Genomic DNA, 25025 nt, shown 5'->3' on the forward strand with positions numbered 1-25025 from the left:
GTATGATATGATATTAATAGTTAATGGTCCTAACCTTAATATGTTAGGGAAACGTCCTAAAGAAGTATATGGGAACTTTACTTATGAAGATTTAGTTAAAAAAATAAATAACTGGTCTGAAAAAAATGGTATTCCTGTTGAAGTTTTTCAATCAAATATTGAAGGAGAAATAATAAACAGACTTCAAAAAGAAAATTATAAAGGACTAATAATTAATGCAGGTGCTTATACACATTATAGTTATGCAATAAGAGATGCATTGGAAATTTTAAAATTACCAAAAATAGAATTGCATATTTCTAATATATATAAACGAGAAGAATTTAGAAATAAAAGTGTGATAGCCCCTGTGTGTGATGGACAAATTACAGGGTTAGGACTCGATGGATATCTTCTGGCATTGGAGTATCTGAAAAAATTATTATGGAAAGAGGTAGAAAATGGTAAAATTAGAAAAGTTTAGAGAGTTAGGTTTATCAGAAGGGACATTAAAAGCATTGAAAAAGAAAGGTTTTGAAGAGCCGACACCGATACAGGAAAAAGTTATACCATTATTATTGGCTCAAGATGTTGATATTATTGGACAAGCACAAACAGGAACAGGTAAAACTGCTGCATTTGGACTGCCTTTAATTGAAAAATTAAAACCTTCAAAGAAAGTAAAAGCTATAATCTTAACGCCAACAAGAGAATTAGCAGTACAGGTTGCTGAAGAAATAAATTCTTTAAAAGGTAGCAATAAATTAAATGTTTTACCTATATATGGTGGGCAATCCATAGAAAACCAAATTAGCAGATTAAAAAAAGGTGTAGATATTGTTGTAGGAACACCAGGTAGGGTTTTAGATCATATAAGAAGAAGAACACTAAATTTAAGTTATGTAAAGTATTTTATTCTTGATGAAGCTGATGAAATGTTGGACATGGGTTTTATAGATGATGTTGAAGAAATATTATCAAATGCTCCAGCTGATAGGCAAATCTTATTATTTTCAGCAACAATGCCTTCAAGAATTATATCTTTAGCTAAAAAACATATGAAAAATTATAAAATTATTTCTGTAAAACCAGAGCAATTAACAACAGAATTAACAGAGCAAATATATTTTGAAGTTTCAGAACAGGATAAATTTGAGGCATTATGTAGAATTATAGACATTGAACCGGAATTCTATGGCCTTGTATTCTGTAGAACTAAAGTAGATGTAGATACAGTATCTAATAGGTTAATTGATAGAGGATATAATGCAGAAGCATTACATGGAGATTTATCTCAATATCAAAGAGAAAGAATATTAAAAAAATTCAAATCAAAAAGAGCAAATATATTGGTAGCTACAGATGTTGCAGCAAGAGGTATAGATATTAATGATTTGACTCATGTTATCAATTATTCTTTACCTCAAAATCCAGAATCCTATGTTCATAGAATTGGAAGAACTGGCAGGGCTGGAAAAGAAGGAACAGCTATAACTTTTGTAACACCTGAAGAATATAGAAAATTATTGTTTATTAAACGAATTTCAAAAAGCAATATTAAAAAAATGCCTATACCAAAGGTTAAAGATGTTATAGAAACCAAGAAATTAAGGATAAAAAATGAAATAAATAGTATTTTAGAACATGGAACATATGAAAATTATATGTCTTTAGCAAAAGAAATGCTTGAGGATCATGACCCTCAGGAAGTAATGGCAGCAGTATTAAAATACGCATTTCAAGATGAACTTGATGAAAGAAATTACAGGGAAATTAAAGAGGTTTCTTCTGTTGATAAAAAAGGAAAAACAAGATTATTTGTTGCGTTAGGAAGAGATGATGATTTAACAATAGAAAAATTAAAGAATATGATAAAAGAATATACAAATATCCAAAATATATATTTAAAAGACGTTAGAATACTTGATAAATTCTCATTTATGACTGTACCATTTGAAGAAGCAGAAATAATTTTACAGGCATTTAAAAAGAAAAAGAGAGGCAGAAAGCCTATAATATCAAAAGCAAAAGAAAAAAAGAGAAAGGCGGACTAATATGAAAGTACAAAAAGGAAGTGTAGTGAAATTACATTACAAAGGAACATTAAATGATGGAACTGTATTTGACTCATCAGAAGGAAGAGAACCATTAGAATTTACTGCAGGCGCAGGGCAGGTAATTCCAGGTTTTGATAAAGCAGTTATGGATATGGAAGTTGGAGAAAAAAAGACGTTCACAATTCCAGCTGCAGAAGCATATGGTGATTACTCAGAAGACAAAGTTTTTGAATTGCCAAGACAAAGCTTTCCACCAAACATCAACGAAGCTTTAGGTCAAACAGTACAATTAGGCGATCAGTCAGGAAATGTATTTTTAGCTAAAATTTTAGAAGTTACAGATGAAACAGTAAAAATGGATACTAATCATCCATTAGCTGGAAAAGACTTAACTTTTGAAATTGAAATTGTAGAAATTAATTAATCAATTTCATTCATAGGAGGAAAGACGATGAAAAAAGTTGAGTTGCTTTCCCCTGCTGGTAATATGGAAAAATTAAAAATGGTTTTCCGCTATGGTGCTGACGCAGCTTACCTTGGCGGAAAATTTTTCAATTTAAGAGCATTAGCAGGGAATTTTTCAAATGAAGAGATTATAGAAGCAGTAAAATATGCACATTCTTTAGGAAAAAAAATATATGTTACATTAAATATAATTGCTCATAACAACGAAATAGAAAAGGTTGCAGATTATGCAAAATTTCTTGAATCTGCTGGCGTTGATGCTGTAATTGTAGCAGATTTAGGTATATTCAAAGTTGTTAGAGATAATACTAATTTAGAGATAAATGTGAGTACCCAGGCAAGTAATACAAATTGGATGAGTGTTAAAGTATGGAAAGAAATGGGAGCTAAAAGAATTATTTTAGCGAGAGAGCTTTCATTGAAAGAAATTAGAGAAATTAGAGAAAAAGTTCCAGATGTTGAACTTGAAGTGTTCATACATGGCGCAATGTGTATGTCTATATCTGGAAGATGTTTATTAAGTAATTATTTAACAGGTAGAGATGCAAATAGAGGCGCATGTGCTCAACCATGTAGATGGAAATATCATCTGGTTGAAGAAAATAGGCCTGGGGAATATTACCCGATTTATGAAGATGAACGTGGCACGTTTATAATGAATTCACGCGATTTGTGTACAATAGAATTTATAGATCAGATTTTAGACACAGGTATTGATAGTCTAAAAATAGAAGGTAGAATGAAGGGTATATATTATGGTGCAATGGTAACTAAAGTATACAGAGAAGCTATAGATAGATATTATGAAGGAAACTTTAAATATGATCCTAAATGGATGGATATGTTAAATTCTGTAAGCAATAGAAAATACACAAAAGGATTCTTTTTTGGAAATCCTGGTTCAGAAGGTCAAAATTATGATTCATCATCATATAATAAAACTCATGACATAGTAGCAAAAGTTATTGGAAAGTCTAAAGATAATAAAAGTGTTCTTGAAATTAGAAGTAAAGTAAATGTAGGCGATGAAATTGAGATTATAAAACCAAAAGGAGATCCTATTAAAGTGGTTATGCCAGAAATGATTAAAATGAGAAAAGGGCAAGAAGAAGGCAAAATAGAAACAGCAAATCCAAACGTAATTGTTAAAGTGGATCTTGATTTAGAAGAAATGGATATATTGAGGAAAAAGATAAACTAAGCCACAGCATTTGCTGTGGCTTTTAAATTATTTAAGAATGATATTATTACATTATAATATTTTCAATAAAGTTTTTTAAGTTATTAAACTGTTCAGCAAAAGATGGATTTATAATATTCCATATTAGATTTTCTTGATCTAAAATAACTTTTGTGGAATAGATTAATTTATTTTTAGGAGATATAATCATAAAAGTTTTTGGTAATAATACTTTCATTTTTTGTTGGATTTCGTCAAATTCATTTTCCATATTAATTGGAATAATTTTTATGTTTGGGTAAGTATTCTTGATATTATTTAAAACATCAGTATAACTACCATTGCAACAATTTTTATTATAAAGATACATATATTGAATTTCTACATTTTTTATATTAATATGATTCAAATAAGCAAGAACAGTTTTTATTTCATCATTAAAAATTCCAGAAACAAGGATTTTCCACTTGCCTTTTTCTATTTTTAATTCTTTATTGGAATATAAAATATCTTCGGGAATATCACTGTTAACAACAGGATTAATTATATTTTCATTTGTTTTTTCAAAAGTTAATTCATCTCCGTTACTAGATATACTTGTAACAATATAACTTTCTCTGTCAATTTGGAAATATTTATTAAATATTTCATAACTTTCGAAAATTCCATCATTATTTAAATCAATACCGGCAATAAAATTATTGAGATCAAATATACCATCAGAATTTGTTTCAGATATAAAAAGTTTATATTTTTCTCCATTTAAATCCACTAAACCTTCTTTCCTGGTGATTCCAAAAAACCCCCATTTATCTTGACATTTTTTTATTATAATATAATAAGGTTCAGAGTTGCCATTTGAAATAATATATAGTTTTGAAAGAATTACAGGTGTATTTTCATCATATCTTATTATTTTATTTGATGAATAATCATCCGTAAAGTTTTTATTCCTATTACTATCAACTATTGCTATTTCTTTTCCATTTGAAATTCCAATTATAACATTATAATATGAATTAGCTATATAAATCCTTCCAAATCTTATATTTTCAAGTGATGGATAAACTAATAACTCTGAAGAATTATTATGTAATTCTATAGGAACAAATAATGTTTGCATCATACCAGGAACAACATTTTCTAAAGAAACAGAAAAAGAAGCATAGATAAATATAGGTATAAATAACAAAATTAAAAAAATCATTTTTTTCATTATTCCGCCCCCTTAATCACAGCAACTAATATTTTTATAGCAATATGCCTCACTTCCAGCTGGATGACAGTCAATAGTACCAGAAACATTACCATAGCCATCAAAACTTTTACTTGAATTACAAAGAGTAACATTAAAAGAATTTTTACAATACATCGACATATTTAAAGTTACAGGTAATGGAGATCCATACTCGGTATAATGTTCTGCTGAAGCTTCAACAGACCATATAAAGTCTCCTAAATACATAGGTCCTAAAATCATTGTTACTGAACATCCTGGATCAACTACTTCCGGTTGTGGAAGATTATTAAGATTTGCTAACATAGAACTTGTGATTAACAATACAATCATAATGAATAAAAAATGCCTAAATTTCATAAAATCCCTCCCTTTAAAAAATGTTAATTTTTTAGAACGATAATTATAATATTTTACATATATGATATAATTATATATAATAATTATAATATTTATCACATGGTTTTCAAATTATTAGCTTATCAAAAAATAGATATAATAATAATTTAGTAGTACTTTATTTGTCAAATGTATTTTTTATTAGTTTTTAACATATTTTGAATTTAATGATTTTTTGAAAATTAATCTATATAGCAACTTCTATACTTTCAATTAATTAATCAATGATAAAATTTTCAATAATATAATAATTATAAAAAAATATTAAAATTCGATTACGTTTCTATGTCTGGGGGTAGGATAATGAAAAATATAAATGTTAAAGAGTTTAGGGAATTGCTTTTTTATTGTGATTATTCGAAACCAATAATAAATATTTTAAAAGAAAATATTGAAGACAAAGAAAAAAAATCATTTTTTCAAAATTTAATTAGAATTTGGAATTTTGAGTCGGGTGATTTTATTTATTATCAAAATAAAGAGAAAGATATGATTTCTATGATTTCATTGAGAGAAATAATTAGATTTTTTAGGATAAAAAGATTAATAGATTTTAAATATTATAATACCGCAAAAAAAGAAATCAATATATTAAAAAGAAATTTATCGCATTTACCAGCATACATCAGGGAAATAATTATACCTACTATAGTATTTATTAGTATTGAAAGTTATGAAAAAACTTTAATAAGGAAATACAATAAAAAAGCTTATTCAAATGATTTTTTAGAATTATTATATTTAAAAATATTGCTTGAAAAAAATAAGGGAAAAAAATATTATAATGAGTTAGACAATATTTTATCTAAAATGTACGAATATTCTCTTGAATTAAAACATCCACATTTGATATGTAAAACTCTGGAAGATACTATTAAAGTTTTTAAAGAAAAGGATAAAATAAAAGTATATTATGCATATAAACTACTTCAATATTATACTGGATATTATTTTGATGATTTTTTTAGAATAACAAAATGGTTAAGTCTAACTTTTGAAAATCAACTTTTAAATAATGATATTAGTATATTTTTTACTGCACAGATATTATTTGAATATAATAAAAATCATAAATTAGAAAACAAAAAAATAAGAAAGTATTTACCTAACTTAAAAGCAAAAAAATATATTCTTGATAAAGGTTTAAAAGATTTTATTTCTAAAAAAACAGGAGAAAAAATAAAGTCAAAATTTATAAATTCTAAAAAGGTTAAAGAACTTATAAATAATAATAATGTTAAATATCTTTCAAAAAAACCTTATGCAATTAAAAATGAGTTATATAAAATACAAATAAAAGATATTTTTAATATTAATATAAAAAAATCAAAAAAAATGAAGAAAAATATGATTATTTCCAATTTCATAGCAACTGTAATTTCATATGTAAATAAACCTAGGTTTTTAAAAAAATCATTATTATCCCTAATTCTTATTGGAAATAAAGCGAATATTATAAAATATTTTTCTGGTAGTCATGACAAAATGCTTTTTTTTAATATAATGATTTCAGAAAATATAATTAATTGTGATAGTCCATTTATATTAGGAAGAAAAAAAATCCTTTTAAATATTTTAAAAGATTTAAAGAATGTAAAAGATTTTATATATACATATTTTAACCTTAAAATATATAGGAAGTATAAATTTGATATTTTTTTAAGAAACAGTGCAAGATATAATGGGGTAGTAGGAAAAGAATATCTGCACTATGGGCAAAATGAAGTATTAATAAGAATAAGTAAGAAATATAATATAGAATTAGATAATCTAATTTTTGGATATTATAGTTTTGATTTTCGAGAAAGAATTTTATTAAACGAAATTTTGGAAAAGTTCTAATAACTGAATCAATATTTAAATTCTGGCGCCAGATAATTAAATCAAAAAGATTTTAGAATAAGAAGGGGGTTATTATGTTTTTACTAGGTAATTTGTTATTTATATTATTTGGTATTGTATCATTTATTTTAAAGCGAAAATACAAAGATATGTTTTATAGGTATTATCCTATTTTATTATTAGCATGGACAATAATAGGATTATATTTCAAATTTCACTTTATCACATTATTAGGACCTGTTTTTATCACAGCTTTTGAATATAAAAGAATTAATAATAATCATGTAGGAATTTTGCTAATTACGGTAGGTTTATTCTTTATTTTTACCATATTTGGAGTTGACAAAATTTTATCATTATATCTAATATCATTAATTTTAATAAACTATTTTATTATTTCTCTATATAAGAATGTAATAGCTATATTACTTCTTTCTTTATTATTTGTTTTTTCTAATTCTATTTTTAAATTTTCTTCGCTTGAAACCAGAATTTTATTATATAAGATTTTTTCATTATATTTACTAATAGCTTTATTTATTTATATATATACAATGATGGCAAAAATTTTAAAAAGAAAAGATATTTTAAAATAACAAACGGCTCTGCATTTGCAGAGCCGTTTGAGTATAGACAGTATTTTTATTTATTGAATAAATGACAACTAACTTCATGTTGATCATCTAATTTTATTGTTTGTGGTTCTTCAACTTTACATATATCCATTGCATATGGACATCTTGGATGGAATCTACATCCTTTTGGTGGATTTACTGCATTTGGAACCTCGCCTTTAGGAATAATTTTCTTTTTTTGTAATTTTGGATCTGGTTCAGGGACAGCAGAAATTAATGCTTTAGTATATGGATGTGCGGGATTCCTATATATATCTTCAAAAGTTCCAATTTCTACTATTTTTCCAAGATACATAACTGCAATTCTATCACATATATATTTGGTCGTTGCTAAATCATGCGTAATAAATAAATATGTAAGATTAAATTCTTCTTTTAAATCAATCATAAGTTTTAAAAGTTGCGATCTAACAGATACATCAAGCATAGCAATTGCTTCATCAGCTACAACAAATTCAGGTTTTAATACTAAAGCTCTTGCTATAACAACACGTTGTCTTTGACCACCAGATAAATCTCTTGGATATCGATTATAATATTCTTCTGCAGGTTTTAAATTAACTCTTTCCATAATTTCATAAACAAGCTTTTTTTGTTCAGAATAATTTTTCCCAATTTTATGAATTTGCAGTGCATGACGAATAGCTTCGCCTATTTTCATATAAGGATTTAATGCCGCCATTGGATCCTGGAAAATAATTTGTATTTTCTTTCTGAACTTCCTTAATTCCTCATTAGACAATGAAGTTATATCAATATCGTTAATTTTTATTGTACCTGATGTGGGTTCTAATAATCTTAGAACCATTCTTCCGGTAGTAGTTTTTCCAGAACCAGATTCTCCTACTAATCCCAGAGTTTCACCTTTTTTTATAGTAAAAGAAATATCATCAACCGCTTTAACATATTTTTGTTCTTTTCCAGTTAAAAATTCTGAAATGGATCTTTTTAAAGGAAAATATTTTTTTAGATTTTTTACTTCGATTAATGCATCACTCATACTCTCACCTTCTCATCTTTATACAACCAGCATTTTACTCTTGTTCCATCTACTTCAAATTCAGGTGGAACTTCTTTATGACAAATATCTTTTGCATATGGACAACGAGATGCAAATCTACAGCCCTTTGGTGGTTTAACTAAATTTGGTAAATCTCCTGGAATATATCTTAATTCTCTGTCATCAATATTAGTATTTGGTATTGATTTTAATAATGCTTGAGTGTATGGATGTTTTGGTTCATAATATATTTTTTCTGCTGTAGAAAGTTCAACAAGATGACCAGCATACATAACTCCAATTCTATCCGCTAATTCTGCAACAACCCCTAAATCATGGGTTATTAGGATCATAGACATTTTATGTTCATCCTTTAATTTTTTCAATACTTCCATAATTTGAGCTTGAACAATAACATCTAATGACGTTGTAGGTTCATCTGCAATAACTATTTCTGGTTTTAATACTAATGATAAAGCTATCATAACCCTTTGACGCATTCCACCAGAAAATTGAAAAGAATATTCATTCATACGAATAGGGTCTATACCAACATCCGATAATATTTTTCCTGACATTTCAAGAGCTTCATCTTCTGGAATTTCTGGATAATGAGCTTTTATTGTTTCTAAAAATAAATCTTTTACCTTCATAATGGGATTTAATGATGTCATTGGATCCTGAAAAATCATAGAAATATGTTTCCCTCTAATTTTTCTCATTTCTTTTTCATTATAATCAGCTATATTTTTACCCTTAAAATTTATTTCACCAAGTATTTTTGCATTTTTTGGAAGTATTTTCAATAATGATTTTCCTAATGTGGATTTTCCACACCCTGATTCTCCGACGAGTCCAAGTGTTTCATTTTCTGAAAGATCGATATTTACATTTTGAACAGCACTAACATAACCATTTTTTACTTCATAATTTATATTTAAGTCTTTTATTTGTAATATCATCAAGCGTCACCTTCTTTCACGAATAGTAGGATTCAATAGTTCATTAAGTCCTTCACTGAATAAGGAAAATCCTAAAACTATAGTAATTATAGCCATACCAGGATATAATATTCCCCACCATGCACGTGATAGAACAAATCTTTGGCCATTACTTAAATCATAACCCCAATCAGGAGTAGGTGGAGCAATTCCTAAACCTAAAAAGCTTAAACCGGCCTCTGTCATAATAGCATCAGCTAAGTTCATAGATAAAACAACAACAACAGAAGGCAATACGTTTGGAAGAATATATTTAAATAATATTTCCCAATTTTTTGCTCCAATAGCTCTTGCTCCTTCGACATATAATTCGTTTTTAATACCAGAAACTTGATTTCTTATTACTCTAAAATATGTAGGAGTATAAACAACAGCAATAGATAAAGCAATATTAATCATACCAGGTCCTAATACCGCTGCAATAGCTATTGCCAGAATTAAACCAGGGAATGAATATATTGCATCCATAATTAAAGTAAGAATTCTATCTAATGGACCTCCAATATAACCAGATAATAACCCCAATGGAATTCCAAAGACAGAAGCAAACCCAACAGAAATAAAAGCAATAGATAGAGCAATTCTTGCTCCATACATTATTCTGCTGAAAATATCTCTTCCAAGGTTATCTGTGCCAAAAATAAAATGATTATTTGGAGCACTTAAAGCTCTACCAACTCTTTGAATTGGATTATAAGGTGCTAATTGTGGTGCAAAAATAGCCATTAATATATAAAATAACAAAATCATAGCACCTATAAAAGTGATCCAGCCAGTCCCGGTTTTAAATAAATCTTTGAAAAATGAAGCTATTTTATGTGATAAAAATTTTTCTTCCATCATATCACCTCAATATCTAACTCTTGGATCTATAAGTGCATTAATTATATCAACAACAATACTAATAACTATGACAAAAAACGCAAAAAATACAATTGTTCCCTGTATAGCAGGAAAATCTCTATACCTTATTTTCATAACCAAATAACTTCCTAATCCTGGCCATGAAAATGTTGTTTCTGTCAAAACCGCACCTGCTAATAATATAGCTAATTGAAGTCCCATTACTGTTAATATAGGAACCATTGCATTTCTTAATGCATGTTTATATAACACTCTTCTTTGGCTTATTCCACGTGCTCTTGCAGCAGTAGAAAAATCTTGAGATAACATCAATATAGTGTTATTTCTCACCATTCTTAAAAAAATACTTGAAATTACCAACCCAAGCGTAATACCAGGCATTAATAAATGTTTTAGAACATCAATAAATGCTTCCCAATTCCATGTTATTATAGAATCGAGTAAGAAAAATCCTGTTTTGGTATCGAGAGATACGATAGGTGATAATCTTCCTGCAACAGGTAGCCATCTTAAAACCATTCCAAAATAATATTGCATCATTAAACCAAACCAAAATACAGGAATAGCATATATAAAAACAGAATATACTCTTGCAGAAACATCAAATATCCCATCTCTATGCGCCGCTGCCTCAGCGCCCCAGAAAATACCAATCAGAACTGCTACTAAAAATGCAAACAGTGTTAATTCTACTGTTGCTGGAAATCTATCTTTTATTTCATTCCATACTGGTCTTGAAGTTAAAGTGGATTTACCAAGATCTCCTTTCAATAAATCTCCAACATAATCAAAAAATTGAACTATGATTGGTTTATCCAATCCTAATTCATGACGTTTTTGATCTATAACTTCCTGTGGAGCTTTACCCCCTAAAATTGCAAGAACAGGATCTCCTGGTATTATTCTAAGAACAAAAAATATAACAATCAATAGTATAAACATCATAGGGATTGCTAATAAAATTCTTGTGAGTATGTAATCTTTTAAGGACACCAGTCATCACCTCTTTTAAAAACCCCGCCATTTGGCGGGGAGATTATTATTTCTTTTCAATAAGATAATATCTAAATATTTGTGTAGGTTCTAATAATACACCTTTTATGTTCTTTTGTGTAGCAACTACTGCAACACCCTGCCATAATGGAATATTTGGAACGTCTACAACTAAATGATTTTGAACTTGATCATAAAGATCTGATCTTGTATTTTGATCAACACAAACTCTTGCAGCTTTCATAACAGCTTCTGTTGTTGGGTTTTCATAGAAGCTCCCCATTGATTTTGCACCATTTACACTTAAGAATGGCCATAAATAATCGTCTGGATCAATATAATCTGGATACCAACCTAATAAGAATAATCCCATTGTACCATTTAAGAAATAATCTACATATGTTGACCATTCTGCATATTTAATATTAACCTTTATAATACCTGTTTCTTCTAATGATTCTTTTAATACTTGAGCAACATCTGCTTCAGTTGTACCATAATGTGTAGGTGAATACCATAAGTCTATTGTTAATGGCTTATCTGTCCAATATCCAGCTTGTTGTAGTAATCTCTTTGCCGCTCTTAAATTTCTTTTTGGGAATATATCTTCATGACTCCACATTCCCATTGGAACCATTGAATATAATGGTTGAGCTAATCCAACAAATACATCATCAACTATTCTCTGTCTATCAACAGCATACATTATAGCTTTCCTTACAAGAGGATTTGAGAATGGAGCTTGTTTTGTGTTTAATACTAAATATCTTATTTGAGGACTGCTACCTTTTATAACATTAATATTTGGATTATTTTCAAGATCAGAAATATCCCTTGGATCTAAATGTCTAAATGCAATATCAATTTGACCTGTTTCTAAAGCCAATCTCAAAGTTGCAGCGCTTTCATAGAATGTAATAACAACTTTATCAACTTTTGGTGCTGGCCCAAAATATTTATCATTCTTTTCTAAAACAATTCTAACATCTCTTATCCATTCAGCAATTTTGTATGGTCCTGATGAAGAAGGAGCTCCTTCATAAAATGCATTTTCAGGATATAAATTTGGGTTTACAGGCCATGCTACAGTATATCCTAAAACAGATAAAAATGCAGAGAATGGATATTTCAATTTAATTTGGAATGTATATTTATCAACAACTTTAGTGCTATCAACGATATCTGTTAATAAAAATGCAGGATCACCATTTAATTTCATAGCTCTGTCAATAGAATATTTCATAACAGAAGCATCAATAGCAGTTCCATCCTCGAATTTAGCATCCTTTCTAAGATGGAATGTGTAAACTAAACTGTCAGGAGAAACTTCCCAACTTTCTGCTAACGATGGAATGAGATTAGAAGTATTTACTTCATAATCAACTAATCCTGTTAATACATTCTGCAAAATATTACTGGAAAAATAATCATAACATTTTGCAGGATCTAATGTCCTAATTTTATCAGTTGTACCAACAACTAATACTTTTGATGAAAAAGCCAAAATAGAAACAACTAACAATAAAACAAGTAAAACTTTCTTCATACTATCCCTCCCTTATATAATGATGTATGTAAAAATAATACTACTGAAATGTAAAATTTAACAAACTTTATTTTTTTATAATCATATTATAACACAAAAAATATCTTATTTACAAGAGGGAAAAATAAAAAAGTGCAATTTCACTTGAAATTGCACTTTAAATGTATTTAAATGCTTATAAACAAAGAATTTTATAAATTAAATATTATTATTATTTTTTTAAATATCCTAATACAACTTCTCTAAAATCTGGAGCTCTTCCTATATTTTCGTCTGTTTTTACTAAAATTCCGTCATCTAAAGGGGTTATTATTTCCATTTCTTCTGTCATTTCACTCTGTTTAACAATTTTATGAGCAGATAATGCTTTTTCTATATTTCCTTCAAACGTAGTTTTTCCAGAATTTATTATAGCAAATCTTGTTGCAATTAATTCTACTTCTTCTATATGATGGGTAGACATTATTACCATATTTTCATTATTAGAAACAAATTCTTTTAGCATCTTTAAAATTTTATCTTTTTTAACTGGATCAATATTTTGTGTAGGTTCATCTAAAATCATTATTTTGGGCTGAGAAGCAAACATTAAAATTATATAAAATAATGTTTTCATACCTGAAGAATAAGTATGAACAGGTTTATTTATTGGTAAATTAAATTCCATCATTAATTCTTTATATTTTTTATCATTCCAATTTGGATATAATATTTTCCATAATTCTGCATAATCATATGGAAATAAACCTTTAAATGTAATTCTATCTTCCAATAAAACAGTTATATTTCTCTTTCTAAACTTATTTAATTTTTTGCCATTTATTAAAATTTTTCCTTCATCTGGTTTTAAATCTCCATATATACATTTTAATGTAGTTGTTTTTCCTGCACCATTTGGCCCAACTAATACATATATATCTCCGGGATTAATAGTAAGATTAACGTCAATTAGTGCTGGTTTTGGTCCATATGATTTTTCTAAATTTATAACTTCTATCATATTAATCACCTCAATGAATTTGTAATTAGCCATGCTACAATTATTAAGACAAAAATGAGACCAATAATAGTAAATAATTTATTTTTATTTTTTGTATAATTAGATGAATCAGAAAAATGAAAAATTATCATTACAGAAAAAAATAAGAATAGTGAGATAAGATTTATAAATATATTTTTTTGAGTAACCAAACTATAATTTTTTATCATATCATTAGATTTTAAGAATAAATCTACTAACCAAATAGAAATAGGTATATATATTCCACCTAAACCTTTAATTGAAGATAATACGCTTAAACTATAAAAAAAAGCAAAAAACAATAAACTTCCAAATAAACCCATCCAATCCGAATTTTTTGTTATTCCAAAATATAAAGCTTTTGAAAAAAAGAGTAAACTTGCTCCAAATATATAATATGATAAATAAAAATCCATTCTGGATATAGGCAAAGTTGCAATTAAGGAATAATTTTTATTTTCTATCTCTCGTGTCAATAATGTAGAAGCAAAAACAACTGCAAATAAATTTCCTAAATCATTTGGTAAAAAAAGTAATATAGAAATAAATATTAAATAATATGATCTTTGCCTAAATTCTTTTTCAAAAACAAATCTTATAGTTTTTATCATTATAATCACCTCATTATTTTATCGTTAGAACAAAATTAAAATCTGGAATATAATTTGTAATTATTAAAACAAATATAGCAAAGAAAATAATTAGATATAACCATTTACCTTTTTCAAATACCATGGAAAAAACAACAGCGGCCAATGCCTCTAAAACTATTGGTAATATTGGTATTTGTGAAAAAAAGACACCTAAAATAGCTATAAAAATAGCAGCATAAAAAATTAATATTTTCATAAAAACACCCCTTATTTATTGATATTGAAAACTTCTTGGAGCTTTAATAATGCGAACAATTTTTTAATTTTTTCATTCATATTTATTAGAACTAACTCTTTTCCCATTTCTTTTAATTTTCTTTGAAGGGAAATAAGCTGTCCTATTCCAGTACTATCAATTGTTATTAATTCTCTAAAATCCATAATTATTGTATTTATATCCTTTTTGGTTATTAGAGGCTTAACCTCATTTTCAAAATCATGAATATCATACAATGTAAATTCTCCAATAATTTTAACTGTATAAATCTTATTTCTTTGTACTTTTATTATTTTCATAAATCACCTCATTAATTAAAAATAATTTCAATATATATTATATCATATCACAAAAACCTCCTTTTCAGGAGGTTATATTACAAACCGTTGACAAAATAAAATATAAAAAAATAATATGAGTGAATCTTTGAAAATTCCCGAAAAAATGTGAATGAAGCCTGGCAATTTTGCATGGATGCAAAATTGAGCGAAACCGAACATGAATGTGAGTTTTCGTGACAGGCGAGAATGAACATTTTTGAGGAATAAGAATTTTCACTGGATGAACAAATATTATTTTGATTATTTTATTTTGTACTTTGTCTACAAACTGAAATATAAACCTCCTTTTCAGGAGGTTTTTTGTTGTTAAATATCAAATATTTTTCTTGAATTTTCTACTAAAATTTGTGAAGTATCTTCTATATTCATATTTTTAATTTCAGCTATTTTTTGTATTACGTATTTCACATATGTAGGATTATTCTTCTTTCCCCTAAAAGGAACTGGTGTTAAAAAAGGTGAATCTGTTTCTGGTAATATATATTCAATAGGTGTATTTTTTACAACTTCTACTAATGTATTATTATTTTTAAAGGTTATAGGACCATCAATACCAATATAAAATCCAAGATCTAAGAACTTTTTGGCCGTTTTCCAATCAGCAGAAAAGCAATGTACAACACCCAATTTATCTGGTAATCCTTCATTAATCAATATGTTAAATGCATCATCGTAAGCTTCTCTTATATGTAAAATCAAAGGTAAGTTTAATTCTTTAGCTATTTGAATTTGATTTATAAATGAAGAAAACTGATCTTTTTTAGATGTGTATTCCCTGTAATAATCTAAACCTATTTCCCCAATAGCAATAACCTTCTCATTTTGTGCAAGAATCTTAATTGTATCAAAATCTTTATTTGATAAATTAGATGAATCATTTGGATGGATGCCTACTGAGCAATAGATATTTTCATAAGAATTAGCTAACTCTACAGTTTTAAAAGAGTTTTCTACGTTTATTCCAACTTCTATTACAAATTCCATATTTTCTTTTTCAAATGAATTAATTATTTCATTCTTATTGTCTATTAAATTTAAATGGCAATGTGTGTCCACTAATTTCAATTATCATTCCCCTCCACTTTTTGGAATTACACAAATAAATTGACTTTCACCATCATTAATATTTTTAAATTGATGTTCAACATTTGGCGGAACAAAAACAAAATCTCCTTCTTCAGCAACAATGTATTCTTCACCATTAAATACTTCTAATTTACCTTTTAATACAAATACTTCGTGTTCCCAATTATGTGTATGTTTTGGGGAAAAACCATCTTTTTCTAAAGTAAATAATCTCATAACAAAATTTGGAGCACCTAACTTATTTCCAATTAAAACCCTTTTATGTGCCCCCTTTACAGTTTTACCACCGTCATCATATGTAATTGGTTCAACATCCATAGCTTTTCCAATATAAGCTTTTTCCATAATCTACCTCCTCAACAGAAGACTTATAAATTTTAATTTCTTTGATATTTTTTTAGCGTAAAATACATTATTATACCAATAAATATAAATAAAATACTAATTAATACAGCAACTTTCATTCCCGCGAACATTAATGAATCTGTTCTTAAAAGTTCTATCCATGCCCTTCCAGCAGAGTATAAAATTAGGTATAAAGAAATAATCTCTCCATCAAATTTCTTTTTATTTCTTGCATAATAAAATAAAAATAGAAATATTCCTAAATCCCATATTGATTCATATAAAAATGTAGGATGAAAATATTCGAATTTTTCATATCCTGGCATTCTATATGGAGCTGGAATATACATTTTCCACGGAAGGTTTGTAGGACCACCGTAAGCTTCGTAATTAAAAAAGTTTCCCCATCTTCCAATTGCCTGTCCCAAAGGTAATACGTGAGCCATTAAATCTAACCCTTTTAAAAAACTAAAAGTTATATTTTTTTTCAATTTGGTATAAAGATATACTGATAATAAAGCTCCCAAAATTCCACCATGTATAGCCATCCCACCATGCCATGTTTTAAATATTTCAGAAGGTGTTTTGGAATATATTTCCCAATTAAAAGTTACATAATATAATCGAGCGCCAATAATTGCGAAGACAATTCCTATTATAACAGCTGTAGATAAATCATCCTCGGAAATATTCCACATTTTTGCAGTATTGTTAGCCAGATAAAAACTAAGAAAAACTCCTGTTGCTATAAGTAGTCCATACCATCTAATTTGTAAATTTCCTAAGGTTAATAATACAGGATTTAAAATAATCTTGCCAGAAAATACACCAGGTAATAAAAAAATTATCAAAAGTAAAATAAAAGATGTAGAAATGATAAAAACATTTTTAAATAGTTTATCTTGCATAAAGTACCCCCTTGAAAAATTTTTCGAAAAATGATATAATAAATAACCGATGCGGGTGTAGCTCAGTTGGTAGAGCATCAGCTTCCCAAGCTGAGGGTCGCGGGTTCGAGTCCCGTCGCCCGCTCCATTTTTATTCTATCATAAGGTGATCCCTATTCTTATCGGCAAAGATTTCTTTAAAAATGGCGTGTAAATCAGCTTTTGAAAAAATTCCACCTTTCTTTGCTACTTCTTCATCGATTTTTTCCAAGCTTTCTAACCCTTTGACGTTTGAAACAATTATAGCTCCTTCTGGTTCAGACATAATTTTATTATATTTTGTGATTACATCTATATTTGGTTTAATAGTTTCTATATTATCTAAATTATCCATTTTTTCATTTTCTATAAAAGATTCAATATTATCATTTTCGTTTTTAATTTCCTCTTCGATTTCACTTTCGTTTGCATTTTTAGTTTCAATTTCGGAATGTTCTTCTGTATTTTCTGGAATTACGTTTTCTTCTTCTAAAACATCTTCGATATCTATATTAATATCTTTATTTTCTTCAGGTAAAGATTCTTCTAATAAGGAATTAACATCAAGTTCTTCCAGATTAGTTTCAACAGTTTCAACGGATTGATTATTTGGAACATTAATAGGTTCAATGGGTTCACTTTCATCTATATCCATTTTCTTTTTCATTTTTTCATATTCATTCCATAGTTCTTCTAACTCATCTATTTTTACTTCAAGTATTTCTTCCACAGGAATAGAAGCTTCTTCCTCAACTTCTTCGAGTTCGAGAGGTTCTTCGATAGTTTTAACTTCTGTTACTTTTTTACCAAATGAATATTTCTTTAGAATAAAAAAGTAAATTAAAAACGCCATAACTGCTACAACGAAAAATATTACGAATGAAACTAATATGTAATAAAACCAACCAATCTTCAAATTATTATTTGTAGTGGCTTCAGTAGCTGGTAATGAAGATTTTATTTTTAAAGATTCAAAATGTAAGTTTTCCTGAATATTTCCTTCTTCTATGCTTTTTAGAGCAAGTGCGACTTTTGGATCACTTGCATAATCTTTTAAATAATTTTTTGCCTCCTTATACTTTTTTAAATAAAATTTTGTCCAACCCAGCATATATCTAATATCAGGATATTTTATTTCAATTTCAGCGGAAAGTTTTAGAGCTTCTTCAAAAAATCTTTCGGCGCTTTTATATTCACCAGTTTGAAAAGCACTTTTTCCGTTAAAATAATATACTTCTGCCTTATCCAGAAATGTCTGGCTGTATAAGGACAATATTGATAGTAAAAATAGAATTAAAAAAATTTTTTTTAATAATGAGCTATCCATAACTCAAATCCCCCATCTTTTTTTATAAAAATTAAGAATGAATTTTTATCATAATACGTAACATCAATAATGTCTAACTTGTTAAATGTTTGATATTCACCAGGAAATACTTTGTTTTTCATATCAATATATGTAATATAGTTTTTATCAAAAATCCATAGTTTATCATTATTCTCTAACATTTTTAGTTTTCCAACATCGCTGTCACCAAGAATTTGAACCTTTGAATTTTTTGTATCATATACCAATAATTTATAATCTGAGGTTAGAAGGTATATGTAGTAGGAGCGTGAAAAATAATCTACAAAATAATCAATATCTTTTTTTATTATACTTTCAATTCCAGATTTAGTTACAACAGTTTTCCATTGTCCATCTTTTCTTTTTAATATTTTGTCTCCTAAAATTATATAATAGTCATTATTTAATACTTTTAAACCAATAAACAATTTTTTAGTGTCAATAAGTTGATCATTCTCGGAAATTTTAGCCAGTCCATCAGCGTAATCAACATAAATATATTTTCTTATTTCCGGTAAATAAAAAACATTATCATGAATATCAAAATCAATGTTTCTAATCTTGATAAATTCATGTGAACTATTGTCAATAGCATAAACGCCATCATTTGTTGTGACATATAGTCTGTTTTTATATTCTAAACTACCTAAGGTTTTTTTATTCAAAATATTTTTTCCATCCAGATCAAAAATCCCTTTATTTGTAATCAAGAGGACGTTACCATTTAGATTATAAATTTTTCCATATGTAATATTATTTAAATATAGTAATTGTTCTGAAAAATTTAATAAATTTTCTTTTTGATATTTTATAGGTTTTTTATAGATTTCAGAAATAACTTCTTTTTTCTTTTCTTCAGTAATAATTTTTTTAGAGAGTTCTTTTTTGTTTTCTGGAAAGTTATCATCTTTAATTTCTGGTATATTGACTTTCTCTATTCCATAAGAAAGATTTTTTTGTAACAATTTTAGAACATTGTTATCAGAAAACAATTTATTATATGGCAGTTTAAATGTATACATTTTAGCACCATCAAGTTTTGCGCTGTCGATTGTAACCAAACCGTCACCATATCCGCTAATAAATTCAGGATAAAAGGTAGCTAATTTAGTATTTTTTATATGGATAGTAATATCTGGTATAGTGCCAGTATAAATATAATATTTAATATCTTTTCTTCTTTCTAATGAATTTATTTTTTTAATAAATTTAGAATCTGGTAATAGTTCTTTATAATATGAAGAAATAAGTTCGATTTTAGATGAAATGTTTAAAAACAAAGAGTTATATTCTTCTTTATTAAGTCCATAGGTTAATTCTATAACCTCAGGACTTTTTTTATAAATAACGTTATAATAAATTGGATTAACTGTATTTATTCCTTTGTTTGGTGGTGAAAACATACTGATAGTTCTAACATTTTTAATCTCAGGATGTTTTTCTAAAGCATAACGAACAATTAAGCTTCCAATACCTTGAGTTATTATGTCGAATTGTTTATTTTGTTTAGCCTTTAGTTCTGAAGCAAAACGTTCAGCTTCAAATTCAAGATAGCTGTTTGACCCTGTTCTGATATAATATCCAAAAAACGCATCCATATAACTTTTGGGTTTTGTTTCCAATAATGGATATTTATAATACCATATGGTTCTATTAGGGAAATATAAACTCCATACATTTTCTCCATATATATTGTTTATGGTTTGTGTGTTGGGTATAAAACCAAGAAAGTTATTATCTATACCTGGTACTAATAACAAATCAGGTTCTAAAGAAGGTGGCTTATCTATTAATGTTTTTAAACCAAAAGAAACTTCTTTGGGACTAGGATCAACATATAATCCAAATTTTGAAAAATGAAAGGTATTTGCCTGAACAACATATGAACCTAATGATTCATCTTTATATATTTCACATCCTGGTAATTTTTTTATTATGGGTGGATTATCATCTGAAGCATAAATAATTGAGAAATTATTAAAATTATCACCATAATAAAGATCCATGGGAATTCTATATTTGATTTTAATAGGTTTTAAAGATGATTCTTCTTTTTTATCATCTGGGATTATTTCATAAATTGGGCCATAAAAGTTCCCCATAGTTTTTAAATTTTGATATTCTGCTGAGTTTTCTTTTAATGGTTTTATTGTAAAAGTTTTTTTATATTGAAAAGCATCTGGAGGAACATATAAAAATAAATCTGATATAGAAGCAGATTTAGCTTCTTTTTCGATTTTTAATCTTTTTGTAGTAAAACGAGGAATAAAGAAAATAATGCCAACAATTAATATGATAAAAAGCAAAAAACCTCCAAGCAACACTATCTTTTTCTTTTTCTCAAGCTGCTTGAAGTTTTTAATATTATTTATTATCTCTTTTAAGTTTATTTTTTTTCCTTTTTCTGCTTTTTTAAATTTAACCTTTTTAAAGATTCCCAACAATTTACTTAAATCGAACTTTTTCTCTTTTTTTAGCTCATTATTTTTTTCTTTTTTCTTTTCTTTTTTAGCCATTCTCATTTCCTTTCAATTAAGGATTTTATTTTTTGTAATTCTTCAATAAAGTCAATAAATTTTAGGCTTAAAAGTATTGAAATTGTTTCACTGAATAAATTATTGGCATAAATTTTAGCTTTTTCTGGAGATAAGATTTTTAAGAATGTAAATTTGTTTTCATCTCTATTTAAATCCTTTCCAACATCTTCGAAATTTCCATATATATCTTTTAAATCATCATAAATTTGAAAAGCTATTCCAAAATTCTTACCTGCTTTTTTTAAAGAATTGAATTCCTCTTTTTTATTTAACAATAATGGTGAACACGCAAAGGAAAATTCAAATAGTGCCGAGGTTTTTTTTCTATACATATTTTCTATATCTGACTTTGTTGGTTTGATTATATTTTTCTCAAATGCTACATCTAAAGTTTCACCTTCGATTAGGTTTAATATTGTTTCAGAAAAAAAAGCGTTTAAATATCTCGATTCATTATCATCAAATTCTGCAAATATTTTAAAGGGTAAAATAAAACCCAGATCTCCTGTTAAAATAGCTCTCCACTCACTAAATTTTTTATGATTTGACATATTGCCACGACGATAGTTGCTATTATCTATGGCTGGTAGATCGTCGTGTATTAATGAGGCCGTATGAATAATTTCAGTTGCAAAACCTATTTTAAGAAGTTTTTCTTCATCTATATCATAATATCGTCCAATATTGTAAATTATCCATGGGCGTAATCTTTTTCCTCCAGAAAAAAAAGAATATTCCAGTGAAGTTTTTAAAAGATTAGATAAATCTAAAGATTCAAAAAAAGAATGAGATTTTTTATCAAATAAATTTTTAAAATCACTTATTTTCATCGTTTTCATTATTTTCATTCCCTTCATCAAAAAAATGCTTCTTTATAGTATCAATATCAAAATTTTCCAGGAACTCCTTGAATTCTTTTCTTTTATTTTCCTCATTTTCGGAATCATGGTCTTCTATGGGGATAAAAGATATATCTATTCCATTATCGATAGCTAACTTATCTTTAACGTATATGGGTATCTTACTTTTAATAGCTAATATTAATGCATCAGATGGTCTTGAGTCAATTACTATTTCGTTATCATCCTTTTCAAGGAAAATGTTGGAATAATATATATCATTTTCCATGTTATTTATTTCTATTTTTTTTAAAGAATATCCTTCATTTTCTAATATATTCAGTAAAAGGTCATGAGTTAATGGCCTTGGAGTTTTTTGCTCATTAATAGCCAGGGCTAGATAAGTTGCTTCACAAGCTCCTATCCATATTGGAAGACCTATATGTGTGTTTTCTATTCGTAAAAAAACAACAGGGGAATTGGAAACTTTATCTAAACCCATTGTTATCACATCAACTTTTTTTAACATCAAATCACTTCCTTTTTATCTTTATTGACTTCAGAAGCAATTAAATTGTATACATAGTCTATTAAATCAGATTCATTTTCGTATTCTTTAGGATCTATTGCTTTAAATATTTTAACTTTAATTTTATGAGGCTTTATTAAATGCTCACCTTTTTTATTCATATAATAAGTTCCATCAATAGAAACAGGGACTATTTTAATACCATATCTATAGGGTATCATTAAAGACCCTTTTTTAAATTTTTTTACATTTCCATCTAAAGTTCTTGTTCCTTCAGGGAAAAGTGCTAATTTTCTGCCTTCTAATAATTTTTTTCTTAACTCCCTTAAAGCTTTTGCTGCCTGAGAAGGATTTTTTCTATCAATAAAAACTGAACCTAATGATTTAATAAAAGAAGATATAATTGGAGCTTTTTCTAATTCTTTTTTAGCTATAAACCCAACAGGATGAACATATCCTATAATTAGGGGGATATCAAATAAACTTTGATGATTTGCTACAACTATATAAGGGCTGTTTTCTAATTCTCTCAAGTCTATTTCTTTTTCCACATCAACTTTTATTCCCATTAATTTAAAAGATCTTTTACCAAAATTATAAACCACTTTCCTTAAATATCTCTCTGAAATGTTTTCTCCTTTTATTAATTTCAATAATTTTGAAATTAATAAAACTATAGAACCGTATATTACAACATATCCTAAAAAACCTATGTAAAACCATATAGTTAATAAAATGGTATGTATATAAAAAATTATTTTTTTCATCATAACACCTCATTATCAGAAAAAATATAATTTTCGAGTACTCTACCATTTTTTATTACATAAACCAAACTCTTATTTAAAACATCATTTTCTAGTTTTTCTAAATCATTTATTCTTTCCTCATATTTTTTTAATTTATCACTGTAAGATTTGGTAGCAGGATTTTTAGGTAAAAATGCTACACAGCTATCCTTATAAGGCCATATTGAAATATCATAAGTGCCTATTTCTTGAGATTTATTAACTATTTCCAGTTTTTCATATCCCACTAAAGGTCTTAAAATTAACATATTAGTTGCGTCTGATATGGTTATCATATTTTCCAATGTTTGAGAAGCCACCTGGCCTAAATTTTCTCCTGTGATTAAAGCCTGGCTGTTGGTATGTTTAGCTAACTTAGAAGCTATTCTTAGCATGGATCTTCTTTGTAAAATCAAAGAATAACTTTCCACATTTAAATTTTTAATTGCAATTTGAACATCTGTAAAAGGTATAATATAATGATAAAATTTAAATGGGTAATATTCACTCAATTTTTTACTTAATTCAATTAATTTCATTATTGTTTTTTCATTATTACTTGGGGGGCTATAAAAAGAAATTGCATTTAATTTCATTCCACGTTTCATCATTATCCATGCAGCAACTGGACTGTCAATTCCGCCAGATAGCATTATACTTGCTTTTCCTCCGGCGCCAACGGGATATCCTGCGAAACATTCTATATTTTCAAAGTAAACAAAGGATACTTCATGTCTAATTTCAACTCTAATTAAATAATCTGGATTATGAACATCTACAGATAAATTTGGAAACTCTTTTAAAATATCTGCACCAAGATTTTTATTTAGATCGAAACTTCTAATAGGAAAAAATTTATCGGTTCTTCTCGCGTCTATTTTGAAGGAACCAGAAATTATATTTTTGTTTTTTAATAATTTTATTATGTTATTTTTTATATCTTCATAATCCTTTTTTACTTCTATAGCTGGAGATATGGATTTAATACCAAAAACTTTTTTTAAAGAATTTAACATAGTTTCATCTATTTTCTCATTTTCTTTAGGAGTTACTATAATTCTTCCGTATATTTTTTTAGCATTTACTTTATGGTTCAATTGAAGAACTATGTTATTCATTAGCTTACTTTCAAACACTTTTCTGTTTTTGCCCTTTGTACCAATTTCACTATATTTTATCACAACAAAATCATACACT

Annotated in this window: 26 protein-coding genes and 1 tRNA gene; 7 read left to right on the forward strand and 20 right to left on the reverse strand. The window is 27.2% G+C overall.

Annotated elements, in window-relative coordinates:
* Nucleotides 1–7: 7 nt before the first annotated feature.
* From aroQ to JRV97_RS08600, 4 genes are read left to right on the forward strand one after another with little or no spacing between them, the layout of a single operon-like run.
* The gene (aroQ, locus tag JRV97_RS08585) at nt 8–463 is read left to right on the forward strand and encodes a type II 3-dehydroquinate dehydratase (RefSeq protein ID WP_280998064.1); all 456 of its coding nucleotides are present in this window, start codon (nt 8–10) and stop codon (nt 461–463) included.
* Entirely contained in the window at nt 441–2033 is a 1593-nt protein-coding gene (locus JRV97_RS08590; protein ID WP_280998066.1) for a DEAD/DEAH box helicase, read from the forward strand. Before aroQ ends, JRV97_RS08590 begins: the two co-directional genes overlap by 23 nt.
* Nucleotide 2034: 1 nt before the next feature.
* On the forward strand, nt 2035–2460 hold the full coding sequence (locus JRV97_RS08595) for an FKBP-type peptidyl-prolyl cis-trans isomerase (protein ID WP_280998068.1): 426 nt from the start codon (nt 2035–2037) through the stop codon (nt 2458–2460).
* 27 nt (nt 2461–2487) lie between these two features.
* Nucleotides 2488–3702, forward strand: a complete 1215-nt coding sequence (locus tag JRV97_RS08600) for a peptidase U32 family protein (protein ID WP_280998070.1) — start codon at nt 2488–2490, stop codon at nt 3700–3702.
* 46 nt (nt 3703–3748) lie between these two features.
* Here JRV97_RS08600 and JRV97_RS08605 read toward each other — a convergent pair whose 3' ends face one another.
* Together JRV97_RS08605 and JRV97_RS08610 are read right to left on the reverse strand one after the other, a co-directional pair.
* Complete coding sequence (locus JRV97_RS08605; protein ID WP_280998072.1) at nt 3749–4897, reverse strand: hypothetical protein; 1149 nt, start codon at nt 4895–4897, stop codon at nt 3749–3751.
* A 12-nt stretch (nt 4898–4909) separates the two neighbouring features.
* On the reverse strand, nt 4910–5278 hold the full coding sequence (locus tag JRV97_RS08610; RefSeq protein WP_280998074.1) for a hypothetical protein: 369 nt from the start codon (nt 5276–5278) through the stop codon (nt 4910–4912).
* Nucleotides 5279–5620: 342 nt separating this feature from the next.
* On the opposite strand from JRV97_RS08610, the gene JRV97_RS08615 reads away from it, so the two are divergent.
* Both JRV97_RS08615 and JRV97_RS08620 read left to right on the forward strand, forming a co-directional pair.
* On the forward strand, nt 5621–7159 hold the full coding sequence (locus JRV97_RS08615) for a hypothetical protein (RefSeq protein WP_280998076.1): 1539 nt from the start codon (nt 5621–5623) through the stop codon (nt 7157–7159).
* Between the two features lie 74 nt (nt 7160–7233).
* Nucleotides 7234–7755, forward strand: a complete 522-nt coding sequence (locus JRV97_RS08620) for a hypothetical protein (protein WP_280998078.1) — start codon at nt 7234–7236, stop codon at nt 7753–7755.
* Between the two features lie 46 nt (nt 7756–7801).
* On the opposite strand, the gene JRV97_RS08625 is transcribed toward JRV97_RS08620, so the two are convergent.
* From JRV97_RS08625 to lgt, 12 genes are all read right to left on the reverse strand, one after another.
* Nucleotides 7802–8794 (reverse strand): ABC transporter ATP-binding protein, encoded by a 993-nt coding sequence (locus tag JRV97_RS08625; RefSeq protein ID WP_280998079.1) that lies wholly within the window; start codon nt 8792–8794, stop codon nt 7802–7804.
* On the reverse strand, nt 8791–9759 hold the full coding sequence (locus JRV97_RS08630) for an ABC transporter ATP-binding protein (RefSeq protein WP_407081545.1): 969 nt from the start codon (nt 9757–9759) through the stop codon (nt 8791–8793). The genes JRV97_RS08625 and JRV97_RS08630 overlap by 4 nt, the downstream gene beginning before the upstream one ends.
* Before the next feature lie 3 nt (nt 9760–9762).
* Entirely contained in the window at nt 9763–10635 is an 873-nt protein-coding gene (locus JRV97_RS08635) for an ABC transporter permease (RefSeq protein ID WP_280998081.1), read from the reverse strand.
* Between the two features lie 9 nt (nt 10636–10644).
* A complete protein-coding gene (locus JRV97_RS08640; RefSeq protein ID WP_280998082.1) occupies nt 10645–11652 on the reverse strand; it encodes an ABC transporter permease in 1008 nt (335 codons plus the stop codon).
* A 46-nt stretch (nt 11653–11698) separates the two neighbouring features.
* Nucleotides 11699–13198 (reverse strand): ABC transporter substrate-binding protein, encoded by a 1500-nt coding sequence (locus JRV97_RS08645; RefSeq protein WP_280998083.1) that lies wholly within the window; start codon nt 13196–13198, stop codon nt 11699–11701.
* 211 nt (nt 13199–13409) lie between these two features.
* The gene (locus JRV97_RS08650; RefSeq protein ID WP_280998084.1) at nt 13410–14198 is read right to left on the reverse strand and encodes an ABC transporter ATP-binding protein; all 789 of its coding nucleotides are present in this window, start codon (nt 14196–14198) and stop codon (nt 13410–13412) included.
* A gap of 5 nt (nt 14199–14203) precedes the next feature.
* Nucleotides 14204–14830: a hypothetical protein gene (locus tag JRV97_RS08655; RefSeq protein ID WP_280998085.1), complete on the reverse strand. Its 627-nt coding sequence runs from the start codon at nt 14828–14830 to the stop codon at nt 14204–14206.
* A 13-nt stretch (nt 14831–14843) separates the two neighbouring features.
* Nucleotides 14844–15068, reverse strand: coding sequence for a hypothetical protein (locus JRV97_RS08660; RefSeq protein WP_280998086.1), 225 nt, complete (start codon nt 15066–15068; stop codon nt 14844–14846).
* A gap of 11 nt (nt 15069–15079) precedes the next feature.
* Nucleotides 15080–15388: an STAS domain-containing protein gene (locus tag JRV97_RS08665; protein ID WP_280998087.1), complete on the reverse strand. Its 309-nt coding sequence runs from the start codon at nt 15386–15388 to the stop codon at nt 15080–15082.
* A 348-nt stretch (nt 15389–15736) separates the two neighbouring features.
* Entirely contained in the window at nt 15737–16486 is a 750-nt protein-coding gene (locus JRV97_RS08670) for a TatD family hydrolase (RefSeq protein WP_281001051.1), read from the reverse strand.
* A 12-nt stretch (nt 16487–16498) separates the two neighbouring features.
* Nucleotides 16499–16861 (reverse strand): cupin domain-containing protein, encoded by a 363-nt coding sequence (locus JRV97_RS08675; RefSeq protein WP_280998088.1) that lies wholly within the window; start codon nt 16859–16861, stop codon nt 16499–16501.
* A 32-nt stretch (nt 16862–16893) separates the two neighbouring features.
* On the reverse strand, nt 16894–17769 hold the full coding sequence (gene lgt / locus JRV97_RS08680) for a prolipoprotein diacylglyceryl transferase (protein WP_280998089.1): 876 nt from the start codon (nt 17767–17769) through the stop codon (nt 16894–16896).
* Between the two features lie 51 nt (nt 17770–17820).
* On the opposite strand from lgt, the gene JRV97_RS08685 reads away from it, so the two are divergent.
* Nucleotides 17821–17896 (forward strand) — tRNA-Gly (locus JRV97_RS08685).
* Nucleotides 17897–17899: 3 nt separating this feature from the next.
* Here JRV97_RS08685 and JRV97_RS08690 read toward each other — a convergent pair.
* Genes JRV97_RS08690 through thiI form a run of 6 tightly spaced genes read right to left on the reverse strand, consistent with a single transcriptional unit; the run spans nt 17900 to nt 25024 of the window.
* A complete protein-coding gene (locus tag JRV97_RS08690; protein WP_280998090.1) occupies nt 17900–19114 on the reverse strand; it encodes a tetratricopeptide repeat protein in 1215 nt (404 codons plus the stop codon).
* Nucleotides 19096–21651, reverse strand: coding sequence for a hypothetical protein (locus tag JRV97_RS08695; protein WP_280998091.1), 2556 nt, complete (start codon nt 21649–21651; stop codon nt 19096–19098). Before JRV97_RS08695 ends, JRV97_RS08690 begins: the two co-directional genes overlap by 19 nt.
* A 2-nt stretch (nt 21652–21653) precedes the next feature.
* On the reverse strand, nt 21654–22511 hold the full coding sequence (locus JRV97_RS08700) for a polyprenyl synthetase family protein (RefSeq protein WP_280998092.1): 858 nt from the start codon (nt 22509–22511) through the stop codon (nt 21654–21656).
* A complete protein-coding gene (locus tag JRV97_RS08705) occupies nt 22489–23040 on the reverse strand; it encodes a bifunctional nuclease family protein (protein WP_280998093.1) in 552 nt (183 codons plus the stop codon). Before JRV97_RS08705 ends, JRV97_RS08700 begins: the two co-directional genes overlap by 23 nt.
* A complete protein-coding gene (locus JRV97_RS08710) occupies nt 23040–23807 on the reverse strand; it encodes a lysophospholipid acyltransferase family protein (protein ID WP_280998094.1) in 768 nt (255 codons plus the stop codon). The genes JRV97_RS08705 and JRV97_RS08710 overlap by 1 nt, the downstream gene beginning before the upstream one ends.
* A complete protein-coding gene (gene thiI / locus JRV97_RS08715) occupies nt 23807–25024 on the reverse strand; it encodes a tRNA uracil 4-sulfurtransferase ThiI (RefSeq protein ID WP_280998095.1) in 1218 nt (405 codons plus the stop codon). Before thiI ends, JRV97_RS08710 begins: the two co-directional genes overlap by 1 nt.
* Nucleotide 25025 lies beyond the last annotated feature (1 nt).

It is taken from the genome of Marinitoga aeolica, from assembly GCF_029910535.1.
Lineage (GTDB): Bacteria > Thermotogota > Thermotogae > Petrotogales > Petrotogaceae > Marinitoga > Marinitoga aeolica.

Coding starts and splice junctions, on each gene's coding strand:
- JRV97_RS08710 (WP_280998094.1), bottom strand. CDS start 23,807: ATGAAAAAAATAATTTTTTATATACATACCATTTTATTAACTATATGG.
- JRV97_RS08615 (WP_280998076.1), top strand. CDS start 5,621: ATGAAAAATATAAATGTTAAAGAGTTTAGGGAATTGCTTTTTTATTGT.
- JRV97_RS08645 (WP_280998083.1), bottom strand. CDS start 13,198: ATGAAGAAAGTTTTACTTGTTTTATTGTTAGTTGTTTCTATTTTGGCT.
- JRV97_RS08595 (WP_280998068.1), top strand. CDS start 2,035: ATGAAAGTACAAAAAGGAAGTGTAGTGAAATTACATTACAAAGGAACA.
- JRV97_RS08625 (WP_280998079.1), bottom strand. CDS start 8,794: ATGAGTGATGCATTAATCGAAGTAAAAAATCTAAAAAAATATTTTCCT.
- JRV97_RS08700 (WP_280998092.1), bottom strand. CDS start 22,511: ATGAAAACGATGAAAATAAGTGATTTTAAAAATTTATTTGATAAAAAA.
- JRV97_RS08620 (WP_280998078.1), top strand. CDS start 7,234: ATGTTTTTACTAGGTAATTTGTTATTTATATTATTTGGTATTGTATCA.
- JRV97_RS08610 (WP_280998074.1), bottom strand. CDS start 5,278: ATGAAATTTAGGCATTTTTTATTCATTATGATTGTATTGTTAATCACA.
- JRV97_RS08665 (WP_280998087.1), bottom strand. CDS start 15,388: ATGAAAATAATAAAAGTACAAAGAAATAAGATTTATACAGTTAAAATT.
- JRV97_RS08635 (WP_280998081.1), bottom strand. CDS start 10,635: ATGGAAGAAAAATTTTTATCACATAAAATAGCTTCATTTTTCAAAGAT.
- lgt (WP_280998089.1), bottom strand. CDS start 17,769: ATGCAAGATAAACTATTTAAAAATGTTTTTATCATTTCTACATCTTTT.
- JRV97_RS08690 (WP_280998090.1), bottom strand. CDS start 19,114: ATGGATAGCTCATTATTAAAAAAAATTTTTTTAATTCTATTTTTACTA.
- JRV97_RS08590 (WP_280998066.1), top strand. CDS start 441: ATGGTAAAATTAGAAAAGTTTAGAGAGTTAGGTTTATCAGAAGGGACA.
- aroQ (WP_280998064.1), top strand. CDS start 8: ATGATATTAATAGTTAATGGTCCTAACCTTAATATGTTAGGGAAACGT.
- JRV97_RS08655 (WP_280998085.1), bottom strand. CDS start 14,830: ATGATAAAAACTATAAGATTTGTTTTTGAAAAAGAATTTAGGCAAAGA.
- JRV97_RS08675 (WP_280998088.1), bottom strand. CDS start 16,861: ATGGAAAAAGCTTATATTGGAAAAGCTATGGATGTTGAACCAATTACA.
- JRV97_RS08705 (WP_280998093.1), bottom strand. CDS start 23,040: ATGTTAAAAAAAGTTGATGTGATAACAATGGGTTTAGATAAAGTTTCC.
- JRV97_RS08600 (WP_280998070.1), top strand. CDS start 2,488: ATGAAAAAAGTTGAGTTGCTTTCCCCTGCTGGTAATATGGAAAAATTA.
- JRV97_RS08605 (WP_280998072.1), bottom strand. CDS start 4,897: ATGAAAAAAATGATTTTTTTAATTTTGTTATTTATACCTATATTTATC.
- JRV97_RS08695 (WP_280998091.1), bottom strand. CDS start 21,651: ATGGCTAAAAAAGAAAAGAAAAAAGAAAAAAATAATGAGCTAAAAAAA.
- JRV97_RS08650 (WP_280998084.1), bottom strand. CDS start 14,198: ATGATAGAAGTTATAAATTTAGAAAAATCATATGGACCAAAACCAGCA.
- JRV97_RS08660 (WP_280998086.1), bottom strand. CDS start 15,068: ATGAAAATATTAATTTTTTATGCTGCTATTTTTATAGCTATTTTAGGT.